The organism is Streptomyces sp. NPDC001493, assembly GCF_053597235.1.
Genome location: NZ_JBSFHV010000006.1, coordinates 36,584 through 51,481, shown reverse-complemented (window position 1 = coordinate 51,481; position 14,898 = coordinate 36,584). Strand labels below are relative to the sequence as shown.

The 14,898-nt window shown below is 73.2% G+C and carries 13 protein-coding genes; 8 read left to right on the top strand and 5 right to left on the bottom strand.

Going from position 1 to position 14,898, the window contains the following annotated elements:
• Positions 1-117: 117 nt before the first annotated feature.
• A complete protein-coding gene (locus ACWCWD_RS11295) occupies positions 118-306 on the top strand; it encodes a hypothetical protein (protein WP_450772013.1) in 189 nt (62 codons plus the stop codon).
• Between the two features lie 136 nt (positions 307-442).
• Here ACWCWD_RS11295 and ACWCWD_RS11290 read toward each other — a convergent pair whose 3' ends face one another.
• Complete coding sequence (locus ACWCWD_RS11290; RefSeq protein ID WP_450772012.1) at positions 443-4,015, bottom strand: S41 family peptidase; 3,573 nt, start codon at positions 4,013-4,015, stop codon at positions 443-445.
• A 179-nt stretch (positions 4,016-4,194) separates the two neighbouring features.
• Here ACWCWD_RS11290 and ACWCWD_RS11285 point away from each other — a divergent pair, with 179 nt between their 5' ends.
• Positions 4,195-4,767 (top strand): TetR/AcrR family transcriptional regulator, encoded by a 573-nt coding sequence (locus tag ACWCWD_RS11285; RefSeq protein WP_450772010.1) that lies wholly within the window; start codon positions 4,195-4,197, stop codon positions 4,765-4,767.
• 121 nt (positions 4,768-4,888) lie between these two features.
• The gene (locus ACWCWD_RS11280) at positions 4,889-7,114 is read left to right on the top strand and encodes an MMPL family transporter (protein ID WP_450772008.1); all 2,226 of its coding nucleotides are present in this window, start codon (positions 4,889-4,891) and stop codon (positions 7,112-7,114) included.
• Between the two features lie 256 nt (positions 7,115-7,370).
• On the opposite strand, the gene ACWCWD_RS11275 is transcribed toward ACWCWD_RS11280, so the two are convergent.
• Positions 7,371-7,730, bottom strand: coding sequence for an SsgA family sporulation/cell division regulator (locus ACWCWD_RS11275; RefSeq protein ID WP_450772006.1), 360 nt, complete (start codon positions 7,728-7,730; stop codon positions 7,371-7,373).
• Positions 7,731-7,933: 203 nt separating this feature from the next.
• Between ACWCWD_RS11275 and ACWCWD_RS11270 the strand changes: the two genes are divergently transcribed.
• From ACWCWD_RS11270 to ACWCWD_RS11255, 4 genes are all read left to right on the top strand, one after another.
• On the top strand, positions 7,934-9,043 hold the full coding sequence (locus ACWCWD_RS11270; RefSeq protein ID WP_450772004.1) for an energy-coupling factor ABC transporter permease: 1,110 nt from the start codon (positions 7,934-7,936) through the stop codon (positions 9,041-9,043).
• 8 nt (positions 9,044-9,051) lie between these two features.
• The gene (gene cbiQ, locus ACWCWD_RS11265; RefSeq protein WP_450772003.1) at positions 9,052-9,813 is read left to right on the top strand and encodes a cobalt ECF transporter T component CbiQ; all 762 of its coding nucleotides are present in this window, start codon (positions 9,052-9,054) and stop codon (positions 9,811-9,813) included.
• A 60-nt stretch (positions 9,814-9,873) separates the two neighbouring features.
• Positions 9,874-10,680: an energy-coupling factor ABC transporter ATP-binding protein gene (locus tag ACWCWD_RS11260; RefSeq protein WP_450772001.1), complete on the top strand. Its 807-nt coding sequence runs from the start codon at positions 9,874-9,876 to the stop codon at positions 10,678-10,680.
• Positions 10,681-10,746: 66 nt separating this feature from the next.
• Positions 10,747-11,907 (top strand): serine hydrolase domain-containing protein, encoded by a 1,161-nt coding sequence (locus tag ACWCWD_RS11255; RefSeq protein WP_450772349.1) that lies wholly within the window; start codon positions 10,747-10,749, stop codon positions 11,905-11,907.
• Here the strand turns inward: ACWCWD_RS11255 and ACWCWD_RS11250 are convergent.
• Positions 11,852-12,313, bottom strand: coding sequence for a contact-dependent growth inhibition system immunity protein (locus ACWCWD_RS11250; RefSeq protein WP_450771999.1), 462 nt, complete (start codon positions 12,311-12,313; stop codon positions 11,852-11,854). The two genes, ACWCWD_RS11255 and ACWCWD_RS11250, sit on opposite strands and share 56 nt — an antisense overlap.
• 314 nt (positions 12,314-12,627) lie before the next feature.
• Here ACWCWD_RS11250 and ACWCWD_RS11245 point away from each other — a divergent pair, with 314 nt between their 5' ends.
• Complete coding sequence (locus ACWCWD_RS11245; RefSeq protein ID WP_450771998.1) at positions 12,628-13,425, top strand: SDR family NAD(P)-dependent oxidoreductase; 798 nt, start codon at positions 12,628-12,630, stop codon at positions 13,423-13,425.
• Positions 13,426-13,440: 15 nt separating this feature from the next.
• Here the strand turns inward: ACWCWD_RS11245 and ACWCWD_RS11240 are convergent, their stop codons facing one another.
• The gene (locus tag ACWCWD_RS11240) at positions 13,441-14,292 is read right to left on the bottom strand and encodes an EamA family transporter (RefSeq protein ID WP_450771997.1); all 852 of its coding nucleotides are present in this window, start codon (positions 14,290-14,292) and stop codon (positions 13,441-13,443) included.
• On the bottom strand, positions 14,289-14,843 hold the full coding sequence (locus ACWCWD_RS11235) for a YbaK/EbsC family protein (RefSeq protein ID WP_450771995.1): 555 nt from the start codon (positions 14,841-14,843) through the stop codon (positions 14,289-14,291). Before ACWCWD_RS11235 ends, ACWCWD_RS11240 begins: the two co-directional genes overlap by 4 nt.
• Positions 14,844-14,898 lie beyond the last annotated feature (55 nt).

The following is a 14,898-nucleotide window of genomic DNA, read 5'->3' as shown; positions in this document are numbered from 1 at the left end:
CGGCGCGGAGCGTCAATGATCAAAATGCGCGGTATGTCCGGCCGTGCGAGGCTGAGCGAGGCCGCCCCTCACGGGGCGGACTCCCCAGACCCCACGCACCCCGCAGGAGTGAACAGCATGGGTATCGCAGACCAGTTCAAGGACAAGGCGCAGGAACTCGCCGACCAGGCCAAGCAGAAGTCCGGCCAGGGCAAGGACGCCGCGCGCGACCGTTCCAAGGCCGCCGGCGACCGCGACGGGAAGCCGGGCCTGAAGGACCGCGCCGACGACGCGGCCGACAACGCCCGCGAGCGCTTCGACCGTTGACGGCCTGAAGTCCTGACCGGCCCCGGCCGGTGGGCACGTGGGAGAGGCGCATCCGGACGACAGGATGCGCCTCTTCCGCGTGCGTACTCCGGATTTCCTTCCGATGGGGGGCGCCCCGACACCTCGGGGCAGCCCCTCACCTCGGGGGCAGCGGGGGCCTGCGCAGGTCCGGTACCGCGTCGTACGTCGGCGGGGTCGCCGCGGGCTGCTCCTCCAGCAGCTCCAGCGCGAGCCGCACCGCGTCGTCCAGTACCGCGTGCCGGCCCTCCGCCCAGTCGAGCGGGGTGCGCAACGCCTCGATGTCCGGCTCGACCCCGTGGTTCTCGACCGACCAGCCGTACGTGTCGAACCAGGCCGCGTTCATCGGCACCGTGATCACCGTGCCGTCGCCCAGCCGGTGGCGCCCGGTCATGCCGACCACCCCGCCCCAGGTGCGCTGACCGACCACCGGGCCCAGCTTCAGCAGCCGGAACGCGGCGGTGATCATGTCGCCGTCGGAGGAGGTGGCCTCGTCCGCGAGCGCCACCACGGGTCCGCGCGGTGCGTTCGAGGCGTACGAGACGGCCTGCGCGTTGCGGGTCAGGTCCCAGCCGAGGATCTTCCGGGTCAGCTTCTCCACCACCAGCTCGCTGATGTGGCCGCCCGCGTTGCCGCGTACGTCCACGATGAGCGCGGGCCGGGAGACCTCCATCCGCAGGTCGCGGTTGAACTGCGCCCAGCCGGACCCGCCGAGGTCCGGGATGTGCAGATAGCCGCACTTGCCGCCGCTCAACTCCCGTACGACCTCGCGCCGTTTGGCCACCCAGTCCTGGTAGCGCAGCGGGCGTTCGTCGACCAGCGGCATGATCGCGACGCGGCGCGGGCGGCCCTGCCCGCCCGGCGGGAGGAAGGTCAGCTCGACCGTCGTGCCGCCCGCCGCCGTCAGCAGCGGGTACGGGCCGGTGACCGGGTCGACCGGGCGGCCGTCGACGTGGGTGAGGACCGCGCCCTCCCGGATGCCCGAACCGGCGAGCGGGGAACGGGCCTTGGAGTCGGACGAGTCGCCGGGCAGGACGCGCCGGATGGTCCAGGCCCCGTCCCGGCAGGTGAAGTTGGCGCCGAGCAGGCCGATCGCCCGCTGGTAGTGCGGGGGTCCCTCGTTGCGGCGGGCGGGGGAGACGTAGGCGTGGGAGGTGCCCAGCTCGCCCAGGACCTCGCGGAGCAGATCGGCGAACTCGTCGGGGGAGGAGACGCGTTCGAGGAGCGGACGGTACTGGTCGAGCACCCCCGACCAGTCGATCCCGCACATGTCCGGCTCCCAGAAGTACGAGCGGATGATGCGCCCCGCCTCGTCGTACGCCTGCCGCCACTCGGCCGCCGGGTCCACCTCGTGCAGGATGCGGCGCAGGTCGAGGTAGGTGGTGGAGTCGCTGTCGCCGGACTCGTTGGACGGGACGGCCCGCAGCTCCCCGTCGTCCATGACGACCAGCCGGGTCGCGTCGCCGCTGACCGCGAACCAGTCGAGGTGGTCGACGAGTTCGGTCTTGCGGGCCTTCGCGATGTTGAAGTGCTCCAGCGTCGGCCGGCCCGACATGTCCGCCGGGTTGGCGAAGGTCTCGCCGAGCGCCCCGGAGATCGGCCACCGCAGCCAGACCAGTCCGCCCCCGCTCACCGGGCGCAGCGCGGAGTACTTCGACGCGGCGACCGGGAACGGCGCCACCCGGTTCTCCAGCCCCTCGAACTCGACGGTGACCGGTGCCGTGCCGCCCTCGCCCGCACCGGTCTCGGGGAGGTCCAGCGGATCGAGCCCGCCCGCCGCCGGGCGGCCGTCCGGCGAGAGCGCGAACGGCGACGGCGTGGCGGAGGAGAGGGGCACCAGGTACGGGCGGCAGCCCAGCGGGAAGGAGAGGTCGCCGGTGTGCACGTCGTACACCGGGTCGAAGCCGCGCCAGGAGAGGAACGCGAGGTACCGGCCGTCCTCCGTGAACACCGGATTCTCGTCCTCGAAACGGCCGTTGGTGACGTCGACGATCACCGGCGCGCCCGGCCCCGAGATCCGGGCCAGCTTGATCTGCCGCAGCGAACGGCCGATGCCCGGGTGGGACCAGGTGAGCCAGGCGCCGTCCGGCGAGAAGGCCAGGTCGCGGACGGGGCCGTTGACCGAGCGGATGAGCTCGGTGACCTGGGCGGGGGGCGGCGGGGGCGGCGGCGGGGGTGCCTCACCCGTGGCCTCCGGAGCCTTGACCGGCCCGCCCGTCCCGTCCGCCCCCGAGGTCTCGGCGAGTGCGGCCACCGCCGTCGCCTCGACCGCCTCGGCCCGCTCGGCGCCCTCGACCACCCCCGCCGCCCGCGCGCGGAACACGTCCGCCCGGGTGGAGCCGCCCGGCCCCGACCCCGGCGGCTCCGTGCCCGCCGGGGTACCGTCCGCCGACGTGCCCGTTCCCGAGGCTCCCGCGGCCGCCGTGGCATCCGCCTCGGCCGGGTCGTCCGTGTCCAGGAGCAGCAGCCGCCCGTCGTCCGAGGCGATGGCGAGGCGTTCGCCCTCCGGGTCGGAGACCATCTCCAGCACCCGGCCCAGCTGCCCGGAGGCGAGCCTGCGGGTGGGCCGGTCGCCGGTGGCGCGGGGCAGGGCGGCGATCTCCACCGCGTCCTCGCCGTCCGCGTCGGTGACGTACGCGACGCTGGCGCCGCTGCCGAGCATCTCCGGCAGCCGGACCCGTACCCCCGGGGTGTCGGTGATGGTGCGCGCGGGGCCGTCGCGGTGGGTGAGCCAGTACAGCGAGCCGCGCACGTTGACCGCGCTCGCCCGGCCCGTCTCGTCCACCGAGAGCGAGCGGACGTGGCTGGCGGCCGGCACCTGGTACGTACGGCGGCCGGTGCGCGGGCCGCCGAGGCGTACCTCCAGCTTCCGGGGGGTGGCGGCCGGGTCCTCCAGGTCCTCGGCCAGCCAGAGGTCCCCGGCGCACTGGTAGACGACCCGGGTGCCGTCGCTGGAGGCGTGGCGGGCGTAGAAGGCGTCGTGGTCGGTGTGGCGGCGCAGGTCGGTGCCGTCCATCAGGCAGGAGTAGAGGTTGCCGACGCCCTCGTGGTCGGAGAGGAACGCGATCCGCCGGCCGACGAACATCGGGGCGTCGAGATGGCCCCCGATGTCCGGCAGCAGCCGCTGTCCGTGCAGCCAGAGCCGCCCGGTCGCGCCGCCCCGGTACCGCTTCCACGCGGCCGGCTCGTGCGGCGGCGTCCCGGTGAGCAGCAGGGTGCGGCGCTCGCCGTCGATGTCGGCGACGGCGATGTCGGAGACCGGGCCCCAGGGCAGGCGCCCGCCGGGAGAGCCGTCGGTGGGCACGCTGTAGGCCCAGGAGAAGTACGAGAACGGCTGGCGGTGCGAGGAGACGGCCAGGATCTGCGCGCCCTCGCCGGTGTCGGGGGTCCAGCCGCAGACCCGGGCGTCGGTCGAGCCCCAGTAGGTGAGGCGGCGCGCCGGTCCGCCGTCGACCGGGGCGAGGTGGATCTCGGGGTCGAGGGTGCGCCAGGTCGTGTAGGCGATGCGGCTCCCGTCGGGGGAGAAGCGCGGGTGACTGACCCGGGTGCGGTCGGCGGTCAGCCGCCACGCGCGGCCCGGCCGGTGCCCGGCGGCGGCGAGGGGGGCGACCCAGAGGTCGTCCTCGGCCGCGAAGCAGAGCAAGTCCTGGTGGAGGTGCGGGAAACGGAGATACGCGACGTCGTCACTCACCCCACCCATGCTTTCGGTGCGCGGGGTCCGGGGCAACTTGTGACGCAGAAAACGTGTGGCACTCCCCACAAGCGAGACGGTCCCGTTTCGTTTGCCGGTCGGCGTAGGCTCATGTGTACGAAACGGTTTCGTTCCTGTGAGCGAGCCGTGGACCGGAGTACGGAAGGAGGTCGGCGCCCGTGGCACGCACCAGGCTCACGCCTGAACGCGAGAGCGAGCTGTTCGCGGCCGTCCTCGACCTGCTCCGTGAGGTCGGCTACGACGCCCTGACCATGGACGCCGTCGCGGCCCGCACCCACTCCAGCAAAGCGACCCTCTACCGCCAGTGGAGGAGCAAGCCCGAGCTGGTGGTGACGGCGATGCGCCACAACAAGCCGGTGCGGCTGGCCGACATCGACACGGGCTCGGTGCGGGGAGACTTCCTCGCCGTCGTGACCCGTACCGACGACTGTCGCATGGAACAGGACTCCGCGCTGATGCGGGGTCTGAGCCGTGCCGTCCACGACAATCCCGATCTGCACCAGGCCCTGCGCGAGCTGCTGGTCGAACCGGAGCTCTCCGGTCTCGCCCTGCTGCTGCGCAGGGGTGTGGAGCGGGGCGAGCTGAATCCGGACAACCCGGCGCTCAAATACGTACCCCACATGCTGATCGGCGCGTTCGCCGCCCGGCAACTGGTCGACGGCCGCCCTGTCGACCAGGCCTTCCTCCTCGAATATGTCGACTCCGTGGTCTTCCAGGCCCTCGGCGTCTGACGTCCCCGGCCGCTCCCCGGCGGTCCGCTCCCCACCGCTCCACCTGACACGCCGCTCTCGTCGTCGGGCTGGTTCCTCATGCCGAATTTCCCGCACACGACTTGACCGGGAGTCCGCCTCCGTGGCCACATTCCTTTACAAAATCGGGCGCTTGGCGTTCCGTAAGCGGGGCTACGTCGCCCTCATCTGGCTCGCCCTGCTGGCCATCGCCGGCGTCGGTGCCGCCACCGCGGCCACCCCCGCGGCCAGCTCCTTCTCCATACCGGGCACGGAGGCGCAGAAGGCCTTCGACCTGCTGGACCAGCGCTTCCCCGCCTCCCACGCGGACGGCGCCACCGCCCGGGTCGTCTTCCAGGTCCCGGACGGGCAGAAGATGACCGACGCGGCCAACAAGGCCGAGGTCGAGAAGATCGTCGGTGAGCTGAAGAGCGGCTCCGACCAGGTCGCCTCGGTGACCGACCCGTTCACGGCCAACGCCGTCAGCAAGGACGGTTCGACCGCGTACATCACGGTCTCCTACGACGCCGCGTCCACCAGCCTCACCGACGCGACCAAGAACGCCCTGGAGAAGACGGGCGACCACGCCGAGGCGAGCGGGATGACCGTGGCCGTCGGCGGTGACGCGCTCGAAGCGGGCGCCGAAGGCGGCGCCACCGAGGTCATCGGAATCGTCCTCGCCGGAGTGGTGCTCGTCGTCACCCTGGGCTCGCTCGTGGCCGCCGGACTTCCGCTGCTGACCGCGATCGTCGGCGTCGGCATCGGTGTCGCGTCGATCACGGCACTCGCGAACGTGCTGGATCTCGGCACCACCACCTCCACCCTCGCGATGATGATCGGCCTCGCGGTCGGCATCGACTACGCGCTCTTCATCGTCTCCCGCTACCGGGCCGAACTGGCCGAGGGACGGGAACGCGAGGAAGCCGCCGGGCGGGCGGTCGGCACCGCCGGCTCCGCCGTCGTCTTCGCCGGGCTGACCGTCGTCATCGCGCTCGCGGGCCTCTCCGTGGTCAACGTGCCCATGCTCACCAAGATGGGCCTCGCCGCCGCCGGCACGGTCGTCGTCGCCGTCCTCATCGCCCTCACCCTGGTCCCGGCCCTGATGGGCTTCGCGGGCAAGCGGATCATGGGCCGCAAGGCGCGCAACGCCGCGGCCGCCGCGAACCGTCCCGACGCCAGGCCGAACGGCGGGACCCGCTGGGCCCGGTTCGTGCTGCGCCGCCCCGTGTGGGTCCTGGTGATCGGCGTCCTCGGCCTCGGTGCCATCGCGCTGCCGGCCGCCTCGCTGGAGATGGGCCTGCCGGACGACGGCTCCCAGCCCAAGAGCACCACGCAGCGTCAGGCGTACGACATGCTGTCGGACGGTTTCGGCCCCGGCTTCAACGGGCCGTTGATGGTCGTGGTCGACACCCAGCACAGCTCGGACGGCAAGACCGCCGTGAAGCAGGTCACCGACGAGATCGAGTCCCTCGGTCATGTCACCGCCGTCACCCCGGCCGTGTTCAACCCCGCCGGTGACACCGCGACGATCACGGTCATCCCGAAGGACCGGCCCAGCTCGGCCGGTACCGAAGAGCTCGTGCACTCGATCCGCGACGCGGGTGAGCACATCAAGGGCGAAACCGGCGCCGAGGTCCTGGTCACCGGGGCCACCGCGATGAACATCGACTTCTCGCAGAGGATGAACGACGCCCTGATCCCGTATCTGGGGCTCGTCGTCGGCCTGGCCTTCCTCCTCCTGATCCTGGTCTTCCGCTCGATCCTCGTCCCGCTGAAGGCGGCCCTCGGGTTCCTGCTCTCGGTCGTGGCGGCGCTCGGCGCGGTCGTCGCGGTCTTCCAGTGGGGCTGGCTCGCGTCGCTGCTGGGTGTGGAGACGACCGGCCCGATCATGTCGATGATGCCGATCTTCATGGTCGGTGTGGTCTTCGGCCTGGCCATGGACTACGAGGTCTTCCTCGTCACCCGGATGCGGGAGGCGTTCGTCCACGGCGAGACCCCGCACCAGGCGATCGAGACCGGTTTCAAGCACGGGGCCCGTGTGGTCACGGCGGCGGCCGTCATCATGATGGCGGTCTTCGGCGGCTTCATCGGTGCCACCGAGTCGATGATCAAGATGATCGGTTTCGGTCTCGCGATCGCCGTCTTCTTCGACGCCTTCGTGGTCCGCATGGCGATCGTCCCCGCCGTGCTCGCCCTGCTGGGCAAGCGCGCCTGGTGGCTCCCGCGCTGGCTGGACCGCGTCCTGCCGAACGTCGACGTCGAGGGCGAGGGGCTGGCCAAGCACGTCCCCGCCGGGACCGGCGGCGGCGAGGGACCGACCGGCGGCGAGCGCGAGCTGAGCCGGGTCTGATCCCCGGCGGCCGCCGGGCCCACGGCCCTGGCGGCCCCACCGGACTCCGGTGCCGCGCCTGAGCGGGGCGCGGCACCGGGTGCGCCGACATCTGTGGGGACGGGTGCCGGTGCGACAGAAAGCCCCCGTGCGAGCGGCACGGGGGCTTTCGCCGTAGTTACGAGTACGGGGCGGCGGGGCTTTCGTCGTACGTACGAGTACGGGTCAACGGGTGCGGGCGGCGGGTTTCCGGCGGAGGTCTTCCCGCGCGAGGGGCTCAGCGCCCGGCGGCGGCGGGCGGGGCTGTCTCGGCGTGGGTGCGGCCCAGGAAGCGCTGGAGCGCCGCGTTCTCGATCTGGAATACCTCGACCCCGCCTCCGCCGGTCGAGTGCAGCTCCAGCACCAGCTGCGCCCGCCCGGCGGGCCAGAGGCGCACCTCGCCGCTCTCGACCGGGGTGTTCATGCCGTCCTCCAGCAGGTCGCGGCGGAGCGCCCAGTCGGCCCCGCCGTCGAAGACGAGGTGGACCGTGCCGGGTTCGGCGTCGGCGTCGTAGCGCAGGTCGACCGGGACCGGGCGGGTGAGCGGACCGTCGGTGATGAGACGGGCCCGGGTGTGTTCTTCGATCACGGGGGACATCGGCCGACTCCTCCTGTTATTACCGCTTTGCAATCCAATGTCCCATATTTCACGGCGCGTGCGCGGTTCGTAAATGTGGAACATGCGCTCTTGCGCATAGTTCGCAAGAACGCCCTATGATTGGCGGGTTCCGGTCCGCGCCGGGTCGCAGACCCCTGCCCGCACCCCTGTCCCCGCCGACCCCGCAGAAGCGGAGCCTTCCCATGCATGTACCCGACGGTTTCATCAACGCACCTGTCTCCGTGGCCGCCGGAGTCGCCGCCGCGGGAGCCGTCGCGGTCAGCCTGCGCGGCGCCCGCCGTGAACTGGACGAGCGCACCGCCCCGCTCGCCGGGCTGATGGCCGCCTTCATCTTCGCCGTGCAGATGCTGAACTTCCCGGTCGCCGCCGGTACCAGCGGGCATCTCCTCGGCGGGGCGCTGGCCGCGATACTCGTCGGGCCCTACACCGGGGTCCTCTGCGTCACCGTGGTGCTGCTGATGCAGGGCATCCTCTTCGCGGACGGCGGCCTCACCGCCCTCGGCGTCAACGTCCTGGACATGGGCGTGACCACCACCGTCGTCGCGTACGTGGTCTTCCGGGTGCTGATGCGGGCCCTGCCGCGCCGCCGGTCCACCGTCACCGTCGCCTCCTTCGTCGCCGCGCTGGTCTCCGTGCCCGCCGCCGCCGTCGTCTTCACGCTGATCTACTGGATCGGCGGCACCACCGACATCTCCATCGGCAAGGTCTTCACCGCGATGGTCGGTGTCCACGTCCTCATCGGCATCGGCGAGGCCGTCATCACCGCCGCCACCGTCGGCGCCGTCATCGCGGTCCGCCCCGACCTGGTGCACGGCGCCAAGGGCTTCGCCAACCCGCTCAAACTCCGGGTGGACGGGCAGCTGATCGACGCCGCCCCGGCCGCACCCGCGAAGGCCGCCGGGAAGCCCGCCAGGGCCGGGAAGCCCGCGGTCGCCGTCGCGTCCCGCTCCACCCGGGGTCTGCTGGCCGCCGGGCTGCTCACCGCCCTCGTGCTGGCCGGCTTCGTCTCGTACTACGCCTCCTCCAGCCCCGACGGACTGGAGAAGGTCGCCGCCGACAAGGGCATCGACCGGAACGCCAAGGAGCACGCCTCCGCCGACTCCCCGCTCGCCGACTACGGCGTGAAGGACGTGGACGACGCCCGCCTCTCCGGCGGCCTCGCCGGGGTCATCGGCGTCGGCGTCACCGTCGTCGTGGGCGGCACGGTGTTCTGGGCGATCCGCCGCCGCCGCGACGACGGCGCGGCCCCGGCGGCCGGACCGGCCGCCGCACCGCTCGCCGAGAAGGTCTGAGGCGTCCGATGGGTTCCGGCCACGCGCACCGGCTCTTCCGGCACGGGCACTCGCCCGTCCACCGGCTGCCCCCGCACTGCAAGCTCGCCGCCGTCTTCTGCTTCGTCCTCGTGGTGGTCTCCACCCCGCGCGAGGCGGTGTGGGCCTTCGCGCTGTACGCGGTGCTGCTCGCCGCCGTCGCGGCGGTGGCCCGGATTCCCGCCGGGTACCTGCTGAAGCGGCTGGTCGTCGAGGTCCCGTTCGTGGCGTTCGCGCTGCTGATGCCGTTCGTCGTACCGGGGGAGCGGACCGAGTTCCTCGGCCTCCACCTGAGCGTGGCCGGTCTCTGGGGCGCCTGGAACGTCCTCGCCAAGGGCACCCTCGGCGTCGCCGCCTCGGTGATCCTCGCCTCCACCACCGAGCTCCGCGCCCTGCTGCTGGGCCTCCAGCAGCTCAGGCTGCCGCCGCTCCTCGTCCAGATCGCGTCGTTCATGATCCGGTACGGGGACGTCATCACCGACGAGATGCGCCGGATGTCCGTCGCCCGTCGCTCCCGGGGCTTCGAGGCGCGCGGCGTACGCCAGTGGGGCGTCCTCGCCAAGTCGGCGGGCGCCCTCTTCATCCGCTCCTACGAACGCGGCGAGCGGGTCCACCTGGCGATGGTCAGCCGGGGGTACGCGGGCACCATGCCGGTCATCGACCGGGTGACGGCCTCCCGCGCCCAGTGGGCGTACGCGGCGGCGCTCCCGCTGCCCGCCCTCGCGGTCTGCCTCCTCGGCTGGGCCCTGTGACCGCCGGACGCGCACCCCGCACCTTTCCCTCCCCTTCCGCACGTCTGCTGGGATGAACACATGAACAGCCCGACACCCGCCGGTCAGACCCCCGCCGGTCAGACCCCCGCCCCCGTGCCGCCGTCCCTCGAAGTCGGCGGCCTCGCCTACGCCTACCCCGACGGGCACCAGGCGCTCTTCGGTGTCGACCTGACCGTCGCCCGGGGCGAACGCGTCGCGCTGCTCGGCCCCAACGGCGCCGGGAAGACCACCCTCGTCCTCCACCTCAACGGCATCCTCGACGCCGGCGCCGGAACCGTCCGCGTCGCCGGGCTCCCGGTCGAGAAGCGGAACCTCGCGGAGATCCGCCGCCGCGTCGGCATCGTCTTCCAGGACCCCGACGACCAGCTGTTCATGCCCACCGTCCGCGAGGACGTCGCCTTCGGCCCCGCCGCCTCCGGGCTGCGCGGCGCCGAACTGGAGGCCCGGGTCACCGCCGCCCTCACCCAGGTCGGCATGGCCGAGTACGCCGACCGCCCGCCGCACCACCTCTCCTTCGGGCAGCGCCGCCGCGTCGCCGTCGCCACCGTCCTCGCCATGGAGCCGGAGATCCTCGTCCTCGACGAGCCGTCCTCCAACCTGGACCCGGCCTCCCGCCGCGAACTCGCCGACATCCTCCGCTCCCTGGACGTCACCGTCCTGATGGTCACCCACGACCTCCCGTACGCCCTGGAGCTCTGCCCCCGCTCGGTCATCCTCAGCGACGGCGTCATCGCCGCCGACGACCGTACGCAGGACCTCCTCCTCGACGAGGAACTCATGCGCGCCCACCGGCTGGAGCTGCCCTTCGGCTTCGATCCCGGTTCCGTGACGGTAAACAGCAGGTGACCCGCCCCCCACCGGACCTGCGCCGCAATGCAGGATGGGGGGATGAGCGGGAGCGCGGAAGCAGGCGTGGACGTACGGGGCACGGTGGCGCCCGGATTCGAAGCGGTCCGGGACGCCTTCGTACGGAACTTCGAACAGCGCGGTGAGCGCGGCGCGGCCGTCGCCGTCTACCGCGACGGGCGCAAGGTCGTGGACCTCTGGGCCGGTACGAGAGACGTGGACGGCACCGAACCCTGGGCGGTCGACACCGTCCAGATCGTCCGCTCGGCGGGCAAGGGCATCGCCGCCGCCGTCCCCCTGATGCTCCACCAGCGCGGCCAGGTCGACCTGGACGCCCCGGTCGGTACGTACTGGCCCGAGTTCAAGGCGAACGGCAAGGAGCGCGTCCTCGTACGCGACCTCCTCGCCCACCGCGCCGGGGTCCCCGCCCTGGACCGCCCGCTCACCCCCGCCGAGGCGGCCGACGGCCACACCGGACCGGCCGCCGTCGCCGCCCAGCGGCCCCAGTGGGAACCCGGCACCGACCACGGCTACCACGCCCAGACCTACAGCTGGCTCATCGGCGAACTCGTCCGCCGGGCCACCGGCCGCACCATCGGCCGCTGGATCGCCGAGGAGATCGGCCGTCCCCTCGGCCTCGACTTCTGGTTCGGGCTCCCCGCCGACGAGGCCCACCGCATCGGCCGCATCGGCCCCGTCGAACCGCCCGCGACCGGCGACCCCGGCGCCCTGCGGATGCGGCCCAAGCGCGCCGTCACCGAGGCGTACGCCGACCCGGACTCGCTCACCCGCCGCGCCTTCGGCGCGATCGACCCGAACCCGGACGAGAACGACCCCGCCTACCGCACCGCCGAACTCCCCGCCTCCAACGGCATCGCCACCGCCCGCGCCCTCGCCCGCTGCTACGCCGCGATGATCGGCGAGGTCGACGGCCACCGCCTCTTCGCCCCCGCCACCCTCACCCTGGCCCGCACCGAGGAGTCCGCCGGACCCGACCGGGTCCTCGTCGTCAACACCCGTTTCGGACTGGGGTACATGCTCCACGGCCCCGCCGCCCCGCTGCTCGGCCCCGGCTCCTTCGGCCACCCCGGACGCGGCGGCTCCCTCGGCTTCGCGGACCCCGAGTCCCGTATCGCCCTCGGCTACGTCACCAACGGCCTCCAGAAGGGAGTCACCGCCGACCCGCGCGCCCAGGCCCTGGTCCGGGCGGTGCGCTCGGCGCTCTGAGGTCTCCGAAGCGGGCGAGCTCCTCGGCTCCGCCGCGGGGCAGGCAGGCGACCGCGGCCTCCGGCAGCGCGGCGATCACGGCACGCAGTTCCGCGTGCAGGTCCGGCAGCAGGGCCCAGGCCGCAGCGGGTGCACCGACGGCGCAGAGCAGCAGGTCGCCCTCGTAGAAGCAGGCGTCGAGCAGCGGCTCGTCGAGGAGCAGGCGCACGGCGAGCGGAAGGGTGTGGGCCAGGGCCACCTGCTGCTGGACGAGGGTGCGCAGCTCCGCCGGACCCAGTTCCCCGAGGCGTAGGTGCCGCAGCCCGTGCACCCTGCGTACGAGGGGAGTCGCGTCCGCGGCCGGAGGCCCCCAGCGGGGCGGGTCCAACTCGTCGAGTGTGCGGTCCAGATGCAGCAGACGGTCCATGGGGCCATTCTCGTAGCAGAGTTGAGGGATTCAGGCCCGGGTCACCTGCTGGGATCAGGATGACCGGGTCGGTGAGCGCCGCCATGTGCCCGTGCGGGCGGATTACTTCGGCGCGGACGAATCACGACTCCTGCGCGGTGGTCCGCCGTTCGACCTCGCCGGAACCGGGACCCCTCGGCAGGTCGCCCGTCAGGCCCGCCTCCCGTGCGCCTCGGCGTGCGCACGGGACGAGTCTCGCCCAACGCCACTCCCGGCAAAAACGGTTCGATGCGGCGCGCGTGACCCCACCCCGCCCACCGCAGTACGGTCGCCCCATGACGACACCCACCCCCCTCGCGCGCTTCGACGGTCACGGCGTCCTCATCACCGGAGCGGGGCAGGGGGTCGGCGCCGCCACCGCCCGCCGGCTCGCCGCCGAGGGGGCGTCGGTCCTCGTCACCGACCTGGACCCCGCCCGTGCCGCCGCGACCGCCGCCCGGATACGGGACGAGGGGTGGGCCGCCGACTCCCTCGCCTGCGACGTCGGCGACCGGGCGGCCGTGGAGGCGGCGGTGGCGTACGCGGTCACCGAGTTCGGCCGGCTCGACGTCCTGGTGAACAACGCCTACGCGGCGGGCCCGGACGCCGAGCTCTTCGAGGACGAGAGCGACGAGATCTGGCAGCGCGATCTCGACATCTGCCTCGGCGGCGCCTTCCGCTGCTCCCGCGCCGCCCTCCCGCACCTCGCCGCCTCCGGCCGGGGTGCGATCGTCAACATCGGCTCGGTCAACGGCGAACAGGACTTCGGCGGCCACGCCTACAGCGCCGCGAAGGCGGGCCTGGCCAGCCTGACCCGTACCCTCGCGGGTCATGCCGGACCGCGCGGGGTGCGCGTCAACCTCATCGCCCCCGGCACCCTGCGCACCGACGCCTGGGCGGGCCGCGAGGCCGAACTCGACCGGGCCGCCGCCCTCTACCCGCTCGGCCGCGTCGGCGAACCGGACGACATCGCCGCCGCCGTCGCCTTCCTCGCCTCCCGCGACGCGTCCTGGATCACCGGCACCACGCTCAGGGTCGACGGCGGACTGCTGGCCGTCCACACCGGCTTCAAGCGGGCGGTGGGGGAGGAGTGAACGGACGTGCGGGTCTCAGCCCGCGTGCAGCATCAGCCCGATGCCGATCACCATCAGCCCGGCCGCCGCGATCCTCGGGGCGCCGAACCGCTCCTTGAAGAGCAGGGCGCCCAGTGCCGCGCCCACGAGGATCGAGGACTCGCGCAGGGCCGCGACCGGGGCGAGCGCCGCGCGGGTCTGGGCCCACAGCACCAGCCCGTAGGCGACCACCGAGAGGGCCGCCCCGAGCAGCCCGCGTACCGCCAACGGGGCCAACTGTGCGCCCAGTTCACCGCGACGGACGTACAGGGCGTACGCCGGTACGGCCAGGCCCTCCGCGATCATCAGCCAGGCGACGTACCCCAGCGCACTGCCGGAGGCGCGGACGCCGACGCCGTCCACCGTGGTGTACCCGGCGATGGCGAGGCCCGTCCCGAGCGCCGCCAGCAGCGCCGGCCAGTCCGGGCGGCGGCCGGAACCGCGGATGCCCCACAGGGCGAGGCCCACCAGCCCGGCCGAGGCCACCGCCACCCCCGCCGCGGCCCAGGCGCCGGGCCGTTCGCCGACGAACACCGCCGCGAGGACCGTCACCACGAGCGGGGCCGTACCCCGGGCGATCGGATACATCTGGCCGAAGTCGCCCAGCGTGAACGACCGCATCAGCAGCAGCATGTACGCGAGATGCAGCACCGCCGAGACGCCCAGGTACGGCCACGCCGCCGTGTCCGGGAACGGCACGAAGGGCGCGGCGGCCGCGCCGATCAGCAGACCGCCGCCGGAGATCAGCGTGAAGGAGAGCAGCTGGTCCTTGAGCGCGTGGGCCAGGGCGTTCCACCCGGCGTGGGTGAACGCCGCCAGCAGCACCGCGCAGACGACCAGAGGGGTCACGCGGCCCGCTCGCGCACATCCACCACCGTGCCGCCCGCGTGGGCGATCAGGCTCTTCGGATCGAGCGGGAACACCGAGTGCGGGGTCCCCGCCGCGGCCCACACGACTCCGTGATCGAGCAGCCCTTCGTCGGCCAGGACCCGGGTCTCCGTCACGTGCCCGAAGGGCGGTACGCCCCCGATCGCGTACCCGGTGGCCTCGCGGACCACGTCGGCGCCCGCGCGCTTCACCTTCGCCGCGCCCAGCACCTCGCGCACCCGCTCCACGTCCACCCGGGAGGCACCGTCCATCAGGACGACCACCGGGACGCCGTCGGCCACGAACACCAGGGACTTGGTGATCTCGGCCAGCTCGCAGCCGATCGCGGCGGCGGCCTCGGCGGCGGTACGGGTGGCCTCGGGGAAGCGGCGTACCTCCACCTGGAGCCCCAACTCGGCCAGCGCGGCCGCGAATCGGGGGTGCGCCTCGGCGTGTCCGGGGTGCGCGGCGGAGGCGGTGGGGGCGGCGTTCGGCTGGGGCTCGGCGTCGGGGCCGGTGGTGGCAGTGCTCATGATCCGCAGGCTACTCGCGTGAACGGGCGCCTCGCAGCACCGTATTGGCGCGGGG

Coding starts and splice junctions, on each gene's coding strand:
- ACWCWD_RS11295 (WP_450772013.1), top strand. CDS start 118: ATGGGTATCGCAGACCAGTTCAAGGACAAGGCGCAGGAACTCGCCGAC.
- ACWCWD_RS11275 (WP_450772006.1), bottom strand. CDS start 7,730: ATGTCCCCCGTGATCGAAGAACACACCCGGGCCCGTCTCATCACCGAC.
- ACWCWD_RS11270 (WP_450772004.1), top strand. CDS start 7,934: ATGCATGTACCCGACGGTTTCATCAACGCACCTGTCTCCGTGGCCGCC.
- cbiQ (WP_450772003.1), top strand. CDS start 9,052: ATGGGTTCCGGCCACGCGCACCGGCTCTTCCGGCACGGGCACTCGCCC.
- ACWCWD_RS11260 (WP_450772001.1), top strand. CDS start 9,874: ATGAACAGCCCGACACCCGCCGGTCAGACCCCCGCCGGTCAGACCCCC.
- ACWCWD_RS11250 (WP_450771999.1), bottom strand. CDS start 12,313: ATGGACCGTCTGCTGCATCTGGACCGCACACTCGACGAGTTGGACCCG.
- ACWCWD_RS11245 (WP_450771998.1), top strand. CDS start 12,628: ATGACGACACCCACCCCCCTCGCGCGCTTCGACGGTCACGGCGTCCTC.
- ACWCWD_RS11235 (WP_450771995.1), bottom strand. CDS start 14,843: ATGAGCACTGCCACCACCGGCCCCGACGCCGAGCCCCAGCCGAACGCC.